The sequence below is a fragment of the Lishizhenia tianjinensis genome (genome assembly GCF_900116425.1).
GTDB lineage: Bacteria > Bacteroidota > Bacteroidia > Flavobacteriales_D > Crocinitomicaceae > Lishizhenia > Lishizhenia tianjinensis.
The window spans coordinates 108,570-128,595 of sequence record NZ_FPAS01000006.1; the positions used below are offsets into that span (position 1 = coordinate 108,570).

A 20,026-nucleotide genomic window follows, 5' to 3' on the forward strand; every position below is an offset into this window, starting at 1 on the left:
AGTTTAATGGTAAAATACTACTTTCTTAGTTTCCTTCTTGCTTCAATTTGGAGCTGTATTGGCTATGGCCAAACCTTCAAAGTGCAAAATTTTGATCACAAAACAGAAATAGGAACCAATATCATCAACACCCTTGCAGAAGATGAAAATGGATACATTTGGATAGGTACAGAAGGTTTAGGTATTGCACGGTATAACGGAACAAGTTTTCAGTACTACAACAACGTCTTGGTAAAAGATGGATTACATGTCAAATCCATTTCTTTTGACACGGATAAAAACATCTATATTGGATCTTACAACACAGGCTTTTTTCATAGTCACATAGATTCTTTAGCAAACGTTAGGCTACATCCCGACTCTAAATCACCATCTGTTTATTACGTAGAAAAAAAAGAAGACAGAACCATTATTGCTGGGCTTGATATTCTTACCCTTTATTCAGGAGGCCAAATCATCAACCAAATCACCTTTGAAAAGGGCGATGCCCCAAAAATATACAACACTTTAAAACTCCCTTCTTTTACCATACTATTAACCAACAGAGGTAACTTTGTCGTAGACGCGTATGAAATAACACCCTTAGACCAATGGTTAGGAACGGAAAAAGAACTGGCTAACAACTGTATACATGCCTTTCATGAAAACAATAAAATCACTTTATTAACTAAAGATGGAAAGCGCAGTGTAAATGTTTTTCTTAACGATGAACAGGCAAAGTTTTTCTATATAGACACGTTAAAACAGACAACTCCATTTTTACCCAATGAGTTCATCACTTATTCAGATAGATCTCAACAATACAGTTATTTCATCACCAACTTGGGAAGAGTGTTCAAAAGTGATGGTCATGTTAGCGCTCTACTAAAATCGAATTTCAAAGAATCTATCCGAGTTCCCACAGGTATTATAGTTGATAGAAATGAGAACTTATGGGTGAGTTCCAGGATTCAAGGACTTTTTAAGTTTAGTAAATGTGCTTTCACCCCGGTAAACTTTAACAAGGATCTTAAAGAACCAGACATCATCTTTTACCATGAGTTTAATGATAGCGTTATCGTTTTTACGCGTGACAATGATCAAAGTACCCTTATAGGGTTTCAGAATCAGGAGAGTCCGTTTACGAGCTACCCCTTTAGAGTTTACAGTCATTCCCAACAAAACTCGACCCATTTCTTTGGTACCACACATGGGGTTTACAAGTATGAAAACGCAAAACTTGTCAATGCAATTCCAGCACTGAAAAATAAAATGTGTTTCATCAGTAAAAAAAACGAAGAAGAATTTTTCATTTACGAGAAGGAAAAAGGACTTTACACCTTCCACCTAAAAAAGGGATTGAACTATCTTAAAAATCAACCCGAAGAAAATATTGACTTCCTTTACACGGGATCAAAAGTACCCGGAGAAAACAGTTATTTTTTTGGAGGTATAGGTTGTACACAACTCCTAAAAAATGAGAAGTGGTATAATTTGACTCCAAGCTTTAAAAATAAAGGTGCTGCAAACACTTACGTACATTCAATTCCAGACGATAAAAGAAAGATACTTTGGTTAATGAGTCCATCTTCTCTTGTGGGCTATCACCCCAATGGTGAGCTTCAAATAATAGATAAGTTATCTTGGATAAAATCTACCGTTGTTTACGACGCCATTTTAGATGAAGCTGGAAATCTCATTCTTGGAACAGCCAATGGTATTGTTTATTTAGAATTGAACGAAAAAGGTTTCCCTGTCTACTCTACGTTATACGGAAACCGTGAAGGCTACGAAGTTTATGAGGTAAACTACAATACGATAACTCATGTTGGTGAGGGACTTTACAGGTTTGCAACACTGGAGGGTGTTTATACTTTGGATGTTAAGGAATTACCATTATACCATACTCCGAAAGCACCTATAGTCGACCAAATTAGAATTGCCAATCAGCAAATTAAATATGGAGGTAAGGGAACTTACATTACGTTAAAAGATAACGAGGAGGTTCTCATCCAATACAACGTGATTAATCCACAAAGTAGTGTGGTGTATTATTCTTATAGAATAAATGATAAAAACAATGGTACCTGGAGTGTTTGGAGCAGAGAAAATTCTTCACTCATTAGTAGTGCTTTAGGACCGGGTATCTATCAACTTGAAATAAGAGCTTCCTTCAATAAAAAAACCAGTAGTCCGATTAGCAACCTTGAATTGGTAGTCAAACGACCTTTCTTTAAAAGTCAGAGTTTTATTGGTTCCCTTATCCTATTGCTTCTCATCTTAAATATTACCTATTTGGTAAGAAGGAAAAACCACAGCGTGGACCAAATGATACTGTCCAAAGATTTACACCTTCAATCAAAATCAGCTGGTTTTCTAATGATTTTTGGCGCCCTAACTATACTCCTCGTCTTTAACACAGCACATTTAATAGTTACAGATTTACCTTACTTTCCAATACTCACTTGGATACCAGGTGGTATTACGCTTATCCTGGGGCTTGGTGTTTTGATGGTCCCAAACATCAGGAAATCTCCTCAAATCCCAACGGTAATAGGATATTTATTGGTATTGGGATACAATCTCGTAGGTTGTCAACTCACCAATCTTCACCCCCTCTACATTTTAGGTGTGGTCTTAACCCTCATTGTTACACCTATCGTTATCACAAAATTCAGTCAGATAATTTCCGTATGCATCATTGTTTTAACTTCTTCCTTCTTTATCGTTTACACCGTAGAAGGAGAGTTGTTATTTTCTGATGTATTTTTTATCGTAGATATATTTATCACCTTGTTTTTAGTAATCATTACCACTTACGTAAGAAACGATGCCTTGGAAAAATTAATTTTCACTTCTGGGGTAATTAACAATGAAGACTTCTTGGTAGCCTCCTTTAAACCCAATCAGGAAATTGTTTACCTCAATGAAACCTTTAAGTATCTACTTCCTAGAAATTTAGAATCTTACATTAATAAAAATATCTCAGAGCTTTCCGTTATAGAAACCTTCAATCAAAACCCGTTTAACAAAGTAGTCTTAGAAGAGTTTAGAGACAAACATATGTTCAACATTACTTTGGAGTTAAACACGGGTGAACTCAAACACTTCCAATTTGCCTGTAAAGTGTTTAAGAACAAGTTAAGGGTAATAATCGGCCAAGATATTACGGAAAAAATTGAGCTTGAAAAATACTACGAAGTAATCGTAAACAATTCTCAAGACTTAATTTACAGATTAGATATATCTGGTCACCTGACCTTCGTAAACAAACAATGTGAAAAGACCCTCGGAATTAAATCTAAAGATGTAATCGGAAACTTCTACACCTCGGTAGTACATCCAGAATGGAGAGAGGAAGTTTTGGATTTCTACTCCCATCAATTTAAAAAACGTATTAAAAACACCTATTCTGAAATTCCAATTTTAACGAAAAATGGAAGTACGATATGGTTGGGTCAGCACATGACTGCCATCTTTAAAGAAGGAGACGAAAAAGTGATTACGGGTTACTTGGGTATTGGACGTAACATTACAGATAGAAGAAGAAAAGACGAAATCATTAATAACCAAAACAAGGATATACGCGACTCGTTGAACTACGCCAAACGTATACAAATGAATTTAATTCCTGATGCTGATAAAGTAGCTCAGCACTTTAAAGAATCTTTCGTTTATTTCTCTCCAAAGGATATTGTTTCGGGTGATTTCTATTGGATAGAGCGCCTTCAAAACAAAACGGTTTTAATTACAGCTGATTGCACCGGTCATGGAGTACCAGGTGCTTTTATGACCTTACTTGGAATTAACCTTTTGAATCAAATTATCCTAGAGAACAAAATAATTGATGCCGGAGAAATCTTGAATCAATTAGACCTTAGATTGACTCAGGCTTTACGTAGAAATAAATCGGAAGTACTGAACGACGGTATGGAATGTACAGTTTGTATTTTCGACGATGAAAACAACGAGTTGGAATATGCAGTTTCTGGTAGCAAGTTCTTTTTAGTACAAAACAAGGAAATCAAAGAAGTAAATGGAACCAGCTCTCATATAGGGGAAGGCCATGCGCTATCCACCCCTTACCAAAGCACAAAAATTCCCTTCCTAGAAAATGATGTTATTTATCTTTTCAGTGATGGTATCGTAGATCAATTCGGAGGAGAAAAAGGTAAGAAGTTAAAGAAATCTAGGTTCATTAACCTTATAGACAGCGTTCAAGAACTTCCAATGGCGGCACAAGAAAAAGCCATTAAAAACTTTATGGCAGACTGGATGAAAAATGAAGAGCAAACCGATGACATCTGTTTAATTGCTGTGAAAAGAGAGGGTGCAAACAGATTATAATCCATATTTTTGTGCAAAAATTATAGAATGGCAGAAGTAGGAATCATCATGGGAAGCAAATCTGACTTACCCATCATGCAAGAAGCAGCAGATATCTTAAAAGAGTTAGGTGTTGAATACGAAATGAACATTGTTTCGGCGCACAGAACTCCAGAATTAATGTTCGACTACGCGAAAAACGCGCATAAAAGAGGAATTAAAGTAATTGTTGCAGGTGCCGGTGGTGCTGCACATTTACCAGGTATGACTGCTTCCTTAACTCCACTTCCTGTAATTGGGGTTCCTGTAAAATCTAGCAATTCAATTGATGGTTGGGATTCTATTTTATCTATCCTTCAAATGCCTAACGGTATACCCGTAGCAACTGTAGCTTTAAACGCAGCAAAGAATGCAGGTATTTTGGCAGCTAAAATCATTGGAGCTTCTCGTCCAGAATTATTAGAGCGTTTATCTGCTTACATGGAAGAGTTAAAAGAAAAAGTAATGGAGAGTGCGAAAGATCTTTAAGCACGAAACTAAAGACATAAAAAAAGCCCACTGAAATTACTCAGTGGGCTTTTAATTTATTGATAAATCAAGTAAGCTTTTCTCATTTCCTTAAAGGCATCCAAATCGGCCTTCCACGAACCTCTAATTAAAGTTTCTGGTAAACCTTTTTCGATTTGTTTTCTCAACTCATCCGTACCGGCCAATAAATCAAACCAATTTCCGCCTTTGGTAAAGAATTCATCTACTTCCGTGTTTTTATAGGCATCGATTAACCAAGACAAGTACAGGTAATTCATTTTCTTTTTTCCTGCTTGGTGTAAATTTTTCCCTCTACAAAGTTCACCTTCTAATTTAGGATGTTTGGCTCCATAGCTTGGAGTTGGTGTAAAATTAAATGCTGTAGAACTATCGCCATAATTAGGGTGACCATACACCTCAAAAGGTGTATCCGTTCCTCTTCCCACACTCATTGCGGTTCCTTCAAATAAGCATAAACTCGGATACAGGTAAATAGCCTCTCTTGTTCTCAAGTTGGGAGAGGGTGCGATTGGCAAGACGTAGTTATCGGTTCTGCGGTAATTTAAGCAGGGAACAACAGTTAAATCACAGGAAATTCCATTTCCCAACCACTTTTCTCCGTTAATCATTTTCGCATACTCACCTATGGTCATTCCATGTAATATTGGAATAGGATGCATCCCTACGAAACTTTCGAAACCTTCCTTTCTTACCGGACCATCCACCACGTCTATGTTCGGATTGGGTCTATCCAAAACAACAACAGCTATCCCCTCCTCTGCGCAAGCCTCCATTACATAGTGTAAAGTAGATATGTAAGTGTAAAAACGCACGCCCACATCTTGTAAGTCAAAAACTACTACATCCAACCCTTTCAATTGTTCTGGACTCGGTTTTTTGTTACTCCCGTATAAGGAAACAAGCGGTAATCCGGTTTTTGCGTCTGTATCGCTTTTCACGTGTTCTCCCGCATCTGCATTTCCTCTAAAACCGTGTTCCGGAGAAAAAACGCGTGCCACTTTAATTTTTTCATTCAAAAGAAAATCTACCAAATGCAAGGTATCCTTTGTACTGGTTTGGTTGGCTACCACTCCAACGGTTTTGCCTTTCAATTGTTCTAGGTATGCTTCCGTATTCTCCGCTCCCATTTGTAACGGTCTTTTAAACTCCACTTGAACAGGTATTGTCTCTGTTGCTTGTGAGTCGTTTTGAGCGTGAAGCGAACCTACTCCCAAAGAAATAGTAAAAAGAAGTCCGAAAAATTTATGTATTGAGTACATTAGCAAATAAATTTTAAAATTGAATTTCGCGTATTACATAGCAAAAAGGTTGCAAAAGGGAAAAGACGAAGGAAAGAAAATCTCTCGACCTATCGTCAGAATCTCCGTAATCAGCATAGCCATTTCGCTAGCGGTAAATTTAATAACAATTGCCGTTGTTACAGGATTTCAAGAAGAAGTTAGAGACAAAGTTGCAGGATTTGGATCTCACGCTCAAATTTTAAAGGCTGGTGAGTATTCTACTTTTGAGGGAGAACCCATAGTAAAAGACCCTGAATTTGAACAACTCATCTTAAACTTACCTGAGGTAAAAAGCATACAAAGCTTCGCCTATAAGCCGGCATTACTTCAATCCAAACTTGATACCATTTGGTACAACATCAATGGAATTGACACGTTTCAATTGGAACAAGAGATACAAGGCGTTGTTGTAAAAGGCGCCGGTGCTGAATTCGATTGGAGCTTTTTTAAAGAGAATTTAGTAGAAGGAAAAATTCCAGATTTCACCGCAGAAAACAAATCGAATGAAATTCTAATTTCTGATAAAATTGCCCAAAACCTCAACCTAAAGGTCAATGAAAAAACCCGAGCTTTCTTTGTAGAAAACAACGCGGTTAAAAAACTTTTCACTGTTGCTGGTATATTCAATTCCGGCCTTGAAGAATTTGATAAAGAAATCATCTTGGCTGATATACGCCAAGTGCAAGACTTAAACGATTGGGGAGTACAGGCAAAAATTAGGGTGGCAGACACCATGATGGCGGATCAACTGCTCATCTATGCAGATGTTAATGGTGGAAATGGAAATTACAAATACGACTGGGGACGAGGCTACGAAAAGAACTATGGCTTTACCTATTGTGATGTGAAAGACACGGTAATTAGACTTATCGTTTCTGACTATTGGATGGAACTTTCACAACGCGAAGAAGACAGCAGCATACCCGATACCGCCTACTTGAAAATTCAAGTTAAAGGAAATAAAAACATTCCGTGCGAAGCTAATGTAGATATGTTTGGGGAGATAGAAAAAGAATACCTCAACGAAGACGGAACGCAATTCGCCATACATTTTAAACACGGTAAATCCATGTATTTCGAATACATAGATGGCAAGGGAAGTTCTGAAAACTACATAGGAGGTTACGAAATTAGTGTGAAAGAATGGGACCAACTTTCTACCATAGTAGACAACATTAAAGACATGTTGATTACCCAAGAAACGGTGGACGTGAACGGTCAATCTCAAATGCTCCTGAACAAATACAACATTAGAAGTATAAAACAAGACAGAGAAGAAATCTTCTTATGGCTCGACTTTTTAGATTTGAACGTCTACATCATACTTATACTCATGCTCTTAATAGGTATAATTAACATGGGGTCTGGACTCTTGGTTCTCATCATAACTAAAACCAATTTCATAGGTTTATTTAAGGCTTTAGGCTCTAGTAATTGGAATATCAGAAAGGTATTTTTGTACCAAGTAAGTTTCTTAATCATACGCGGTTTATTTTTCGGAAACTTAGTAGGAATAGGCTTCTGTGTACTTCAAGAATACTTTACAATAATTCCATTAGACGCCAATATATATTACCTCAACGCAGTACCAGTAAACTTAAGTTTGTGGCATATTTTGGCCTTGAATGTGGGTACATTATTGGTGTGTGTTATCGCCTTGATTATACCGAGTTACGTGATTACGAAAATTAGTCCGGTTAAGGCCATGAAACTGAAATAGTGTACAATTATTTCCCGCCAAAATTACTGTAAAGGTGGCGTTCTGTCTGCCTCTACGCCCTTTTTCTAATTTTTTCTCTGACAAAGTGTCTTATTTCCCTTAATGGCAATATCTTTGCCTCCGCAAAAGCAAATTGAAATACATGGCAAAGCAAGAAGATAAAATACAAGAAGAAATAACTCAAGAAGAGATGGATGCGCAAGCAACTGAACAAGTTGAAGGCCAAGAAGAAACTCCTCAAGAACCTACTTGGGAGGAGAAGTACAATGAGTTGAACGACAAGTATTTAAGACTATACTCTGATTTCGATAATTTCAGAAAGAGAAACATCAAAGAGAAGGCTGATTTAATTAGCAACGCTGGTGCTGGAGTTATCAAAGACTTGCTCCCAATTTTAGATGATTTTGAGCGTGCAATTAAGAGCAATGCCACGACAGAAGATGTGAATGGTTTAAAAGAAGGTTTTGAGTTAATTGCCAACAAGATGAACAACATTTTAAGTTCTAAAGGACTAAAAATGATGGAATCTAAAGAAACGGCATTTGATGCAGACTTGCACGAAGCAATTACAAACATACCTGCTCCTACAGAAGAATTAAAGGGAAAGGTAGTTGATGTTATTGAGAACGGATACTACTTAAACGACAAAGTATTGCGTTACGCAAAAGTAGTAGTTGGTCAATAGGAAAAAGATAATATGAGTCAAAAAAGAGATTATTACGAGGTACTCGGTGTTTCAAAAGGAGCGGCAGCAGCTGAAATCAAAAAGGCATACCGTAAACTCGCCTTGAAATATCACCCGGATAAAAACCCAGACAACAAGGAAGCTGAAGAGAAGTTTAAAGAAGCGGCTGAGGCTTACGAGGTGTTGAGCGACGATCAAAAACGTCAGCGTTACGACCAATTTGGTCATGCTGGAGTTGGAGGAGCTGCCGGAGGAGGATTCGGTGGTGGAGGTATGAATATGGATGACATATTCTCTCAATTTGGAGACATATTCGGTGGAGCTTTTGGTGGATTCGGTGGCGGAAGTCGCGGTGGAGGACCAAGACGCTCGAAAGGAACCAACCTTAGAGTTAAGATTAAACTTACTTTGGCAGAAATCGCTGAAGGGGTTAAGAAGAAAATAAAAGTAAACAAGTTAGTAAACGCAGAAGGAGTAACTTTCAACGATTGTTCTACTTGTAACGGAACCGGAGCACAAACGCGTGTAGCCAACACTCCATTCGGAGCCATGCAAACGCAAACGACGTGTTCTTCTTGTAACGGTACGGGTAAAGTAATTGGTAAAAAACCTTCTGGAGCAGATAACAATGGTTTAGAGCGCAAGGAAGAGGTGATAGAAATCGACATCCCTGCTGGAGTTGAGGAAGGAATGCAACTTTCTGTAAGAGGAAAAGGTAATGCGGGACCCTTCAACGGTATACCAGGTGATTTACTGATTGTTATTGAAGAAGTACCACATGAAAGCTTACGAAGAGATGGTGACAACCTTCACTACGAAGCTTACATCAACTTTGCAGATGCTGCCTTAGGTGCAAGTGTAGAAGTACCAACGGTAAGTAGCAAAGTGAAAATTAAAGTAGATCCAGGAACACAAAGTGGCAAAATGTTGCGCTTAAGAGGTAAAGGTTTACCAAGTGTTCAAGGATATAGCAATGGAGATTTGTTTGTCCACATCAACGTTTGGACGCCGAAGAATGTTTCTAAGGAAGAAAAAGAGATGTTGGAAAAATTAAGAGAAAGCGAAAACTTTATCCCTAACCCAGACGGGAAGGAAAAAGGCTTTTTCCAAAGGGTGAAGGACATGTTCCAAGCCTAGTTTTATAGTTAGTACTTAAAAATCCCGATGCATTACAGATGTATCGGGATTTTTTGTTTCTGCCCCCGATAGCAATGGCACCCCGAAGGTTAAAAAGTTAGAAATATGGGAAAAGGGCAAGCGACTTTAGAAGCTTGGTATTTGACCTAATATTACTTGCTTTTAAAACGAGGAGTAGAATGGATAGCGGGAAAAGGCAGCCTAATCTAGGAAAGGATAAACTTAGCCTTCTATATGCTGTTTACGACGTTCTTCTAAGGCTAAGAAGATGGCACATATACCCCAGATAGGAATGGAGGCTTTATCGGTATCTAAATAGTTATTTAAGAAACCGTGAACGAAATAGGTTACCAAAGCCAGGACCAACAAAAGAATGATTCTTCTGTACTCCGTATCTTCTTGTGGGTACTTAATATAGAGGGTAATTCCTTGATAGAAAATAGCGGCAACCACCAACAATATACTAACGAGTCCGAGTAAACCACTCTCTGAAAGCGGACCCAAGTATTCTGAATGGGCATTACCTCCATCTCCAAAGTTGGTAGAAATAATGGTTAAATTTTCTGGATCTTGAAAACGTGCATATTCAAAGGCATAGGTTCCTGGTCCGTACCCAAACACCGGTCTGTCTTTAAACATTTCTATGGCACAATCCCAACGGTTTAAACGTTCCAAATTGGAAGCATCTGTTGTTACGTTGGTTGCAGACTGTAAACGTTCACCAAAATCTTCTGTGGTATGCTCCTTGTCGTTACGCGCCATTTCCATTTGTATGGTATCCCAAGAAAACAGTACAATTAAACCTGCAAAAACGGTGAGTCCTGCCAAATATTTAAACTTGATTTTAAAGTGTATACACAGATAAACCAAAAAGGCTGCAACCACAGATAACCAAGCGGCACGCGTATATGAAAAGTACAAACCAACAAGGTTCACCACCAGAAAAGACACCAATACCACCAAAGTAAGGGGATCGTGTTTTTTGGAGAGTAATAAGGCCAAAACGATGTATAAATTTAAAGCTACAGCTGCTCCGTAAATGGTGTGATCTTTAAAGAAGGGTGACATAACCCAGTGCCCTTCCTTTTCACCAAATGCATATAAACTATGATTAATTACGGTGTAAATCATGGTAATGACCATACCCGTTGCAAAGAGCCATAAGAAGGTTTTGATGCGTTGTTTTTTACGGAAAACATAGGTACCGTAGAGCAATGCAGGTATGATGAACCAGAGCTTGACCAACAAAAACTTAAAACTCACCAAGACGTGAGAGCTGGTTAGCGAGGTAGTAAACATCCAAAACAGGTAGAAACCTAGGGCCCAAACGATTGGTTGTTTCCACAGATGTTGCGGTAGGAATCTTTTGTGAAAATGCTGCATTAAAATCCACAACATCAATCCAAATAAAAGGGGCTCAGTAGGAATAAAGAGTCCCATTTTACCATCTGTAAATTCTTCTAAATTGACAGATAAGGGCGTTAGCAAGGCTACTAAAAGAAAGACCTGTTCGGTATGAAAAATAGCAAAATAAACGACCAACAGCACCAAGGGAATTACATTGAGGTAGTAATTTCCATCGAGCATAAAATAAGCATTGAGGAGAATAAAAATTCCCACCAAAGGCCAGATCAATTTATTTTTTAGTAGCAGCATAGAATTACGCTACCTTTTTTAATTCCTTAATTTTCTCCGCTACTAACAAGTAGAAAATTGTTAAAACAAAGGCAGAGAAAGTAATCAAAAGAACGATAATAGAACGCTTTGGTTTTGCTTTTTTATCTGCAGGAACCGCACTCTCTACAACGAATTTGTGCGTAAAGTTTTCGTAAGCATCCGATTCAGCCTGTTCGTAAGAAACCTCTTGATCTGTTAACTTTTCGATACGGAATTCTCTTAAATCTGCCAAGGCATCGTAGCGCGAACCATACTTCACGTTTACTTCGATTTGCTTTCTGAAAAACTCTCTGTCTTCCGGTCTAGATTCATTCAATGCACTAAACAAATTTGCTCTAGCTTCTGGTCCGACTACCCCCATAGCTGCCAAACTGTCCATTTCAGCAATTAGTTCTCTTTGAGATTCATTCAACTTATCTAACTTACGTTTGTTTACTTCGTAAGCAGGAATTGTTCTTTCCTTAATCAAATCGTTTTTAACCGTATCGATTAAATCTACAATCTTGTTGGCAATGTTTGCTGCGCGTTCTGGTTGCTCATCCAAAACATCAATTAAAATAGATCCGTAACGCGTACGCTCGAAAGCAATGTGTTGTTCGTAAGCTTTACCCAATTTAAAGTAACGGTTGGGATCATCTTGGTCTATTTCGTACACTTCCATTAAGTTGAAGCGCTCTACTATCTTATTACGGATTTTAGATGATTGTAAGATTTGGATCAACTGCTCTGCTTGCTCCTCTTCTCCGAAGTCCATAGCATTTGCCTTGGCATTTCTTTGTTCTGAGAAAGAAACTGTACTTGTTGCCGCTGGGAAAACAATAGCAGTAGATTGATACAAAACGGTCATCATTAAAGAAACTACAATTCCGATTACAAAAGCTACTGCCGAAATACCTATAATCACTTTTCGTTTCGCCCACAAAAAGATAAGTAAGTCTTGCGCTCCTGAGTTGTTGGTTTCTGTTTTTTCCATAGTCGAGAAATTTTGGGCAAAAATAATCTTATTTATTTTCTTTTATGAAGGAATAAACTATTAGTTACGGGTTTTATTGTACACAAAAAAATGTCGCACCCTAAGATGCGACTTTCAATTCATTAATTCGGGTTTAAAACCTATCGAATCAGGTACATTTTACCGAAATTATTTTTAAAATATTTATCGCTTAAGTTAACCTTTTCATTGTTTTCATCGGTAATATTCACCTCTCTTCGGGTAATGTCTTCACCATCAATTTGAACATCTACACGGTAGATATAAACTCCATTGGCCAATTGATCGCCAAAATCATCTCTACCATCCCATGCATACTCCGTGATGTTTCTACCTATGCGTATAGGACCTATTTCATCTTCCGTAATGGTTCTAACAACCGTACCTGTAACGGTCATAATTTGTATACGAATTTGATCGGGCACTTTACTTCCTGTTAAGGTGAACACAAATTGCGTAGAAGTTGAAAAGGGATTGGGGTAATTCATCATTTGCGTAATTGTTGATGCATTGATTACCTCAAAGTTCACTTTGTATTCTATATCACCCGATAAATTCCCTGATCTATCTGCACCCTGCACGTAAAGTTCATACATCCCATCTTTCTTAAACAAAGAAGGATAGATAATTTTAAAGCGCTTGTTTTGATCATTGGCAGGTATCCATTCCATCACAACAGTTCCGTTATGCATGAAAGGAATTCTCTTTTGTATACCATCAGGATCTGTGATGAAAATTCCAAATTGAGTAGTATCTGCATCACTATCCATCACTAAGAAATCATTGTCGTCTTTTAAAGTGATGAGTATCTCTGCTTGAGGATTCACAATGTCACCATTCAAAATATGAATTCCATCAAAGGTAACATCTAGTATAGGATGAACATCATCTCCAGTAACGTAGAAAGAGCGTTGTAACACATTGTTAAAGTGAGCTAATTCGGGTTGGTCTGTGGTAACTAAACTTCCATTTACATAAGGGTTGACCTCCATCCAAAGTGAATTTAGTCCACTCAAGCCAAGGGTATTAAACGTAATGGTATCGCGCAACACATCAATAACTCTTAAACTATCTTGCCTTGGATATGGAAGTGGAATAATATTTCTATCCTTATCTTCTATCCAGTATTTCACCAGCAAAGAGTCCATATCTATATCATCTATGTTACGCACATCTACCGCAAAACTGATGTCCTCCCCTTCGTTTAAGGTGTCTTTACCCGGAATCCAAGTGTAGTAATTTTGCGAACCATCTATAGCCGCCTCAGGTAAAGGAGAATATAAAACGTGCCACCTGTCTACTTGCGCCGGTGTTAATTTCAATTGATCTTCATACTTGGCAATCAACCTTAAGTAGGGATAATTTGCAGCATCAATGAACTGGTTAAAATTGGTAATAGAATCGTTGTGGGTAAAGAGTGTATCATAGGTTAAAACAACATTTTTACTGTGGTCCAGAGCCTGAATAATCAACCTTGTGGAATCTGCTGTAGGTGCTTCTAAGGCATCTTGTTTCCAATACATCGTTTTCCATTCTGCAGCCGGACCAATGATGGTAGATGTTTCTGAACCCTTGTAATCGAAACCGGAAATAACGGCTTCTAACTCTATAAAATCATATACATTTTGAGCAACTGTTTCTGTTGTAAATGCTGGGTTTCCTTTTTGACCTATGTGTATGAACGCCATATCATCTTGGCCTACAAAAATACTATCAGAACCTAATGTATTTTGGAAGGTATTGAACAAGTCAGGAGCTAAGTTTTGCCAGTTATCAAACTCAGCATTTCTAGCCGTGTAAACGATGTAATAATAACCATTAGGAATACCATTGAGTAACATATCATTCAACGCCTGCAACTGTTGTGCACTGTTTTGTCTGAAAATGAAATATCCTTCAGAACGCGGTCTACACGCACAGTCATCATTAATATTCCCGAAATCCATAGCAGGATCATAGGTACCTGCGGCACAACTACTCATCCACGGTTCTAGGGTTACCGGATCGACCACTGCAACGTGTATAGAAGTAACGGGTTGACAAATGGCGTAATCCACCATAGCTCCGTTAAGCTTCCACATGGTATACACAGAGTTACTATGATCATACACCTCGGCAGAAATTGTTTTTTGTATAGGTCCGAATTCTCTTTTTCTGTGCGCACGAACGTAGTCTACGTTGTTAAAACTTCCGTTCTTAAACTGGAAGAAGTGGTCTTGTCCCCAACCTTCTTTTCCTTCTATGTATTGGAACGAATACTCGCGCCATTGCGGAACCGTACTGTCAACAGCCACTCTCCAGAAATAAGCAACACTATCTTCTAAAATTAAAGGATCTACTAGGTTCGAATTTGCGTTTTTCCATTCATCAAAGGCCACTTCATATACCCCACCTATTCCACTTTTTGTCAACTTTCTTTTTTCCGGACTGTTGAACAAATCAGTGGTGTCAATTTCGAACAAATAGGTATTAAAATCGGCAATAGGATTTACCGTGGATGCTTTGATTGTGATTCTATCCTTGGGAACCACAGCGTAATTATGTGGCAATATGGGTATGATTCCATCTACTTTATAGTAGAAAGTTTTGTCCACTTTGTTGTTCCCAAACTCATCATAGTTTTCAGGAATAAAGGAAGGTAAATCTACTTGTATTTGGAAATTGTTAACTCCCAGCGCTATGGTTGTTTGCAAGGGGATGGTTAACTTAAAAGTATCTTTATATAACAACCCATTGATGGCCAAATTATAGACACTGTCTACAGCACTAAGCGGAAAATCTCTTCTAACCTCTAAATTAAAGGTATCTGTTATGGCCTTTCCTAAATTCGTTAAAATGATGTTGACCGTTAAAGAATCGGTTGCCAAAGAAATATCTTCGGGTGTGAAGAAAACATCATCTATTTCTAAATCAATTTCTGGTTTCGCATGCCAATTTAAGCGCAAGCCGGGGTCTCCGTGGAAAATCATTTGAGCAGTTGTTGCCTGCAATAAGAAATTTCCAGCAAAATTCTGTTCATTAATTTTTATGGTTTCTTGAATTTGTTGGGCAAAGGTTTGTCCGTAATTCTTGAAGCCCATTTGTCTATACAATTCAGTAGTGTAGATATTCAACATATAAGGATATCCGTACTCCGAAGAAGATAAAAAACCTATGGTACCGGCGTTTTGCGCATGGTTAAATTCTTCGGATGCTGAAGAATAGTTGGGTAAGAAAATATTCCCACTCAAACATGCATTTCCGATTAACAAAGGGTATTTACCTTGGTTATTCCAATTTTGAGGATCTTCAACACTTAAGTCAAACCCATCTGGTGTGGCGTGACCAAAGAAGGTCATCAACGACACTCCCGTCTGCAGTTTATCAAACAACACATTCAAATCTACTGGGTTAATTGGGTTGGAAGTAGTTTTGTAAAAAGAGAAAACTTCGCCGCCAAAATCGGCACCTTCTATTGTATTTTCATAGATCCCTAAATAAGCTTTAAACAAGTTTTGCTGTGCTGCAGTAGACCCCCCCCAAAGTGGAGAATTTTCTTCTGCCATTCCTTTTCATCTTTCGTGTATACGCTGTTTTGATCTTGCGCCAGTTCAAATTCTTTTACCTTGTTGAGGTAATTGATTAATTCATTGTTGTCTTTTACGGAAACACGTCCAGTTGGAATTGCCGGCACCCAGCTGTACTGCGGAGTAAAGCCTGTGGTTAACAATATATCTGACGATGGGTAACCATAACTCGGAACCAGAGACATTTGATAGGCTCCGTTGTTTTTTCGCGTTCCTAGCCCAAAGGTTGAATTAGGAGGATTAGCTTCTCTCACCCCTTTTCCAAGAACCAATAGGGCAGCAGGTTTTACCTGAGCAATGTCGTAGATGTGGTGCAAGAATCTTTTAATCCCTAACACGTGCTTCTCAATTCCGCCTCCATATTGTAAATACAATTCCTTTACTTCGGCTGTGAGCACATTATTTTGTCCACCCGCCACAGAACCTCTATAGGCCGCATATTGAAAAGTACCTGCTTCTATTTTTTTGTTGTAAACAATAATATAAGCCGAGTCTGCATTTACCTGTGAGTAATCCGTAAAATATCCAGATGGTGTTACAGGTTCAATATCGGTAACATTACTAATTAAACTCGTTCTGCTGATAATGATTTTTTGTCGATTACCGTTGTTGGCATTAGGAATGATTGTGTGCCAAGCACCGTTAAAATATTCCATACGGGTTTTTCTGGGTACGTTCCCACCCAATACATAACATACCCTATCCGCACTTCCTCCACCGGCAAATTGAATGTAGTTTTTACCTTGAGAATGATCATCAAGTTCCACTTCTAAGTAATTGGCACTCGTGGGTGATTGGGGATATTCTATGGATAAATAATTTATGGCTTGTCGATCTGAAGCAACATTTAAATCTGGAGTTACTTGGAATAGAAAGCTGGAAGTTCCGTTGTTTAATTCGTTTACATTGAATTGCTTTTCATGATAAATGCTCTTATATCCGTTAAAGATTGTATCCGTTAAATCATAAAGAGTTCCTCCTCCTTGGTTGATAAACCATGCTCCATGATGATTACCCGGTCCGCTGAAACTTGCATTCGATGCTGAAATAGTTTTAGACTTAAATACTGCATTTGGTTGATTTAAATTTTGACCATAACCATAAATATTTGGAGTTGACAAATTGTGATAACCACCAGACCAATTCGCTCCTCCGTTATAGGTTCCACCTCCCCAACCTTCTCCAGCTTCGTAAATAGATCTATGTCCAACACCTTCTGTGGTTCCATAATAGTATTTGTTCGAATAGGCTTTAACGGATTTATTCCAAACATACCGCGTGGTATTATAGGCTGAATAATTATTATCAGTTTCTTTAAAATAACGCAAACTTGGGCTTGGAGACCAAGTAATGAAATAGATTAAGGTATCGTTATACAAAGAATATTCAGGGTTCGCAATATCACTTGGAGAAGCATACAATTGTTCATCTAACCACCCATTATTGCGCTCAGCATAAAATTCAATAAAATCTGTAGAATCAAAGGCAGGCGTACTTCCAAGTTCTATGTAGAGGGGCACTTCTTTTTCCTTTCCGAAAACTTTAATATGTTGGTGGGGAAAAGTATTCACTGGAATACCTGCTGCTAACAAGTCTTCATAGCTCAAGCGATAAATACCATCCTTTACAATTTTAAAGGAATAATACTTTTGGTTATAGTTGATCCATTCATTCCCATATTGAGAAAAAGCACCAAAACTGAGGAGTAGTAGAAGAAGAGTTAGTATTTTATTCATCGCATATTTTTAGGTTTATCCAAGCCAAATTTGAGTGAAATAATATGAGTATATGCATTCACCGCTCCACCGAGGTTGGTAAACGCGTAATCTAAAGTTACTCCTTTAAAACCTACACCTATACCAACATTGGGCTGAAAGGTGTAGCTCATATTATCGTCGAAATCTTTAACTTGTTGAACTTTATTAAGTCCTGCTCTCAAAGCAACATATTCTTTATACCCTACTTCAATTCCTAGGTGTGGATCTCCACTTAACAAATCCGTTTGAAGTAAAACATTTCTCCTTTTGTCTGTAGTCAGGTCTAAATTCGCCTCTGCATTGATAAACATTCCATTTTTACCAAGATCATGTCGGTAACTGGCTGCAAAAATCAAACGCGGTAGGGTAAGCTCTAAACCATTTTCTGGAATTTCATTACCTGTTTCGATGAAGACCTCTTTGGTGGCATCGTCTAAATTAAACATCCATGCATTGAAGGTAGAAGTAATATCTCTTCCCATCAAGGCGAAATTCCAATGTTTATTCATTTGATATTGCACACCGGCATCGAGTCCAAAACCCCAAGATTTTGCGAAATCTCCTGCTTTTCGGTGTACTACTTTAAAATTCCCTCCAAAAGACAAACCTTTTACATTTAATTCTCTTGCATAAGAAAAGAGAAAAGCCATGTCTGCCGCAGTAAATGTTGTTATTCTATCGTAGTCTATTCTACCTTCATTGTCGATAAGCTGAGTCGTATTTGGAATGTCATCTACTCCAAAACGAATAGCAGAAAATGCCACCGTACTTTTCTTATCTAATGAATGAGCGATTCCCAAGTAATCGTATTTGGCAATTCCAGCAAAATACTCTGAGTGCATTAAAGCCACCTCAGCCCAATCGTCGACTTGGGTTAAACCTGCTGGATTCCAATAAGCAGCCGTTACATCGTTTACATTTGCCACATTGGCATTACCCATGGCATAAGCGCGTGCACCTACTCCAATCTGTAAAAATTCATTCGAATATTTCGGGGCAACAGTACTTTCTTGCGCCGATGCGTTCATAAAAAATGAACTGAATAAAACAGTAAGGGCGGTTAACTTCAATGTATTTTTCATAGTCTAATAACTGCGAAAGGCTTTAAAAATTGTTCTAATCTACAGCAAAAAAAACTTCCTGCATAATATAAAACGATTTTTAGCATTAATAGTTAGTTCAACAACAATTATCTTCCTATTTTCGGGCTAAAAAGAATGTTTACACTTCCCAATATAACAACAGGTCTAAACCTCTTATCTGGATGTGCCTCAATTATTTTCGCCTTAGGTGGCAGATTAGAGCTTGCTGTTCTCTTCATCTTTTTAGCTGCGATTTTTGATTTTTTAGACGGGATGTTGGCCAGGGCCTTAAAACTTTCTGGCGAGCTAGGAAAACAATTGGATTCTTTGGCCGATATGGTGAGTTTTGGATTTGCTCCCGGCATTATCGTATTCGTCCTTTTCATACTTGGCGGAGCTATGGATATTTTCGTACAACAAGGTGGTAGCATGCAAAACTTTTGGATGAATGGTACTTTCGGGTACAACATCTCTTACTGGATACAAAGTTACTTCAACGACTTGTTGGGTAATCAGTCTGCTTTATATCCTCCTCACTTCAAAGGCTGGTACTTGTTTTTACCTTTCGTAGGTTTCATCATTCCTTTCTTTTCACTTTTCAGACTTGCCAAATTCAATTTAGACACCAGACAAACTACTTCATTTATAGGACTTCCAACACCGGCAAACACCATATTCTTTGCTTCTTTTGCCCTCATGCTATGGGATGGCTTTGGAACGGATGATTGGAGAGCAACTTTATCTACAGTACTCATACAAGATCAAGTCTTGATGACCCTAACAGTTGTTTTTAGTGTCTTACTTGTTTCTGAACTTCCTTTATTTTCATTAAAGTTCAAAAGCTTGAAATTCAAGGAAAACGGGCTTAGATACATCTTTTTATTAATAAGTTTAATATTAATTGCACTTTTATTAGTGTGGGCTCTACCAATTATTATACTTTTGTACCTGATTTTATCGATTATTGATAATTATTTGATTAAAAATAGAAAGCATGAAATTCAAAGCTGAGATTGATGTGATGCCATTAGAGGCTCTTTTAGACCCACAAGGGAAAGCTGTTAGTAACAGTATGAAAAATATTGGTTTACCGGAAATTGATGGTGTTAGAATAGGTAGACACGTAAGATTATTCGTAGAAGCATCTAACGAAACAGAAGCATCTGAGAAGGTAGAACAAGCTTGTAAAAAGTTGTTGGCTAACCAAATCATGGAGAGCTACACATTCCACATTGAAGAAGCTTAATTCGCTCAACATATTTATTAAGAAAGACTGT

13 protein-coding genes are annotated in these 20,026 nt (G+C 37.9%); 7 read left to right on the plus strand and 6 right to left on the minus strand.

Annotation, left to right across the window (positions count from 1 at the left end):
* Positions 1 to 6: 6 nt before the first annotated feature.
* Together BM327_RS14475 and purE are read left to right on the plus strand one after the other, a co-directional pair.
* Positions 7 to 4,326 carry a SpoIIE family protein phosphatase gene (locus BM327_RS14475; protein ID WP_090252382.1) on the plus strand — a complete coding sequence of 1,440 codons (4,320 nt, stop codon included), beginning with the start codon at positions 7 to 9 and terminating at the stop codon, positions 4,324 to 4,326.
* A 27-nt stretch (positions 4,327 to 4,353) separates the two neighbouring features.
* Positions 4,354 to 4,833 carry a 5-(carboxyamino)imidazole ribonucleotide mutase gene (purE, locus tag BM327_RS14480; RefSeq protein WP_090252390.1) on the plus strand — a complete coding sequence of 160 codons (480 nt, stop codon included), beginning with the start codon at positions 4,354 to 4,356 and terminating at the stop codon, positions 4,831 to 4,833.
* Positions 4,834 to 4,889: 56 nt separating this feature from the next.
* On the opposite strand, the gene BM327_RS14485 is transcribed toward purE, so the two are convergent.
* On the minus strand, positions 4,890 to 6,113 hold the full coding sequence (locus tag BM327_RS14485; RefSeq protein ID WP_090252395.1) for an exo-beta-N-acetylmuramidase NamZ family protein: 1,224 nt from the start codon (positions 6,111 to 6,113) through the stop codon (positions 4,890 to 4,892).
* Between the two features lie 49 nt (positions 6,114 to 6,162).
* On the opposite strand from BM327_RS14485, the gene BM327_RS14490 reads away from it, so the two are divergent.
* The 3 genes from BM327_RS14490 to dnaJ all read left to right on the plus strand — a co-directional run bounded on the left by BM327_RS14490 (position 6,163) and on the right by dnaJ (position 9,676).
* Positions 6,163 to 7,854 carry an ABC transporter permease gene (locus BM327_RS14490; protein ID WP_170853777.1) on the plus strand — a complete coding sequence of 564 codons (1,692 nt, stop codon included), beginning with the start codon at positions 6,163 to 6,165 and terminating at the stop codon, positions 7,852 to 7,854.
* 142 nt (positions 7,855 to 7,996) lie between these two features.
* Positions 7,997 to 8,539: a nucleotide exchange factor GrpE gene (locus BM327_RS14495; RefSeq protein WP_090252403.1), complete on the plus strand. Its 543-nt coding sequence runs from the start codon at positions 7,997 to 7,999 to the stop codon at positions 8,537 to 8,539.
* 12 nt (positions 8,540 to 8,551) lie between these two features.
* The gene (gene dnaJ / locus BM327_RS14500) at positions 8,552 to 9,676 is read left to right on the plus strand and encodes a molecular chaperone DnaJ (protein WP_090252407.1); all 1,125 of its coding nucleotides are present in this window, start codon (positions 8,552 to 8,554) and stop codon (positions 9,674 to 9,676) included.
* 222 nt (positions 9,677 to 9,898) lie between these two features.
* Here dnaJ and BM327_RS14505 read toward each other — a convergent pair whose 3' ends face one another.
* From BM327_RS14505 to BM327_RS14525, 5 genes are all read right to left on the minus strand, one after another.
* Positions 9,899 to 11,332: an O-antigen ligase family protein gene (locus BM327_RS14505; protein WP_090252412.1), complete on the minus strand. Its 1,434-nt coding sequence runs from the start codon at positions 11,330 to 11,332 to the stop codon at positions 9,899 to 9,901.
* Between the two features lie 4 nt (positions 11,333 to 11,336).
* On the minus strand, positions 11,337 to 12,326 hold the full coding sequence (locus BM327_RS14510; RefSeq protein WP_090252416.1) for a Wzz/FepE/Etk N-terminal domain-containing protein: 990 nt from the start codon (positions 12,324 to 12,326) through the stop codon (positions 11,337 to 11,339).
* 140 nt (positions 12,327 to 12,466) lie between these two features.
* Positions 12,467 to 15,889: a C25 family cysteine peptidase gene (locus tag BM327_RS14515; protein ID WP_090252419.1), complete on the minus strand. Its 3,423-nt coding sequence runs from the start codon at positions 15,887 to 15,889 to the stop codon at positions 12,467 to 12,469.
* The gene (locus BM327_RS15990; protein WP_090252424.1) at positions 15,817 to 17,646 is read right to left on the minus strand and encodes a C25 family cysteine peptidase; all 1,830 of its coding nucleotides are present in this window, start codon (positions 17,644 to 17,646) and stop codon (positions 15,817 to 15,819) included. The genes BM327_RS14515 and BM327_RS15990 overlap by 73 nt, the downstream gene beginning before the upstream one ends.
* Positions 17,643 to 18,749 (minus strand): putative type IX sorting system protein PorV2, encoded by a 1,107-nt coding sequence (locus BM327_RS14525; protein ID WP_244526234.1) that lies wholly within the window; start codon positions 18,747 to 18,749, stop codon positions 17,643 to 17,645. Before BM327_RS14525 ends, BM327_RS15990 begins: the two co-directional genes overlap by 4 nt.
* 135 nt (positions 18,750 to 18,884) lie before the next feature.
* Here BM327_RS14525 and BM327_RS14530 point away from each other — a divergent pair, with 135 nt between their 5' ends.
* Positions 18,885 to 19,760 (plus strand): CDP-alcohol phosphatidyltransferase family protein, encoded by an 876-nt coding sequence (locus BM327_RS14530; protein WP_090252430.1) that lies wholly within the window; start codon positions 18,885 to 18,887, stop codon positions 19,758 to 19,760.
* Positions 19,744 to 19,995, plus strand: coding sequence for a phosphoribosylformylglycinamidine synthase subunit PurS (purS, locus tag BM327_RS14535; protein WP_090252434.1), 252 nt, complete (start codon positions 19,744 to 19,746; stop codon positions 19,993 to 19,995). Before BM327_RS14530 ends, purS begins: the two co-directional genes overlap by 17 nt.
* Positions 19,996 to 20,026 lie beyond the last annotated feature (31 nt).

What these genes read in the sequence shown, in the direction of transcription:
- BM327_RS14510 (WP_090252416.1), bottom strand. Translation starts at nt 12,326, where the DNA reads ATGGAAAAAACAGAAACCAACAACTCAGGAGCGCAAGACTTACTTATC.
- dnaJ (WP_090252407.1), top strand. Translation starts at nt 8,552, where the DNA reads ATGAGTCAAAAAAGAGATTATTACGAGGTACTCGGTGTTTCAAAAGGA.
- BM327_RS14515 (WP_090252419.1), bottom strand. Translation starts at nt 15,889, where the DNA reads ATGGCAGAAGAAAATTCTCCACTTTGGGGGGGGTCTACTGCAGCACAG.
- BM327_RS14495 (WP_090252403.1), top strand. Translation starts at nt 7,997, where the DNA reads ATGGCAAAGCAAGAAGATAAAATACAAGAAGAAATAACTCAAGAAGAG.
- BM327_RS14485 (WP_090252395.1), bottom strand. Translation starts at nt 6,113, where the DNA reads ATGTACTCAATACATAAATTTTTCGGACTTCTTTTTACTATTTCTTTG.
- BM327_RS14525 (WP_244526234.1), bottom strand. Translation starts at nt 18,749, where the DNA reads ATGAAAAATACATTGAAGTTAACCGCCCTTACTGTTTTATTCAGTTCA.
- BM327_RS14530 (WP_090252430.1), top strand. Translation starts at nt 18,885, where the DNA reads ATGTTTACACTTCCCAATATAACAACAGGTCTAAACCTCTTATCTGGA.
- purE (WP_090252390.1), top strand. Translation starts at nt 4,354, where the DNA reads ATGGCAGAAGTAGGAATCATCATGGGAAGCAAATCTGACTTACCCATC.
- BM327_RS14505 (WP_090252412.1), bottom strand. Translation starts at nt 11,332, where the DNA reads ATGCTGCTACTAAAAAATAAATTGATCTGGCCTTTGGTGGGAATTTTT.
- purS (WP_090252434.1), top strand. Translation starts at nt 19,744, where the DNA reads ATGAAATTCAAAGCTGAGATTGATGTGATGCCATTAGAGGCTCTTTTA.
- BM327_RS15990 (WP_090252424.1), bottom strand. Translation starts at nt 17,646, where the DNA reads ATGAATAAAATACTAACTCTTCTTCTACTACTCCTCAGTTTTGGTGCT.
- BM327_RS14475 (WP_090252382.1), top strand. Translation starts at nt 7, where the DNA reads ATGGTAAAATACTACTTTCTTAGTTTCCTTCTTGCTTCAATTTGGAGC.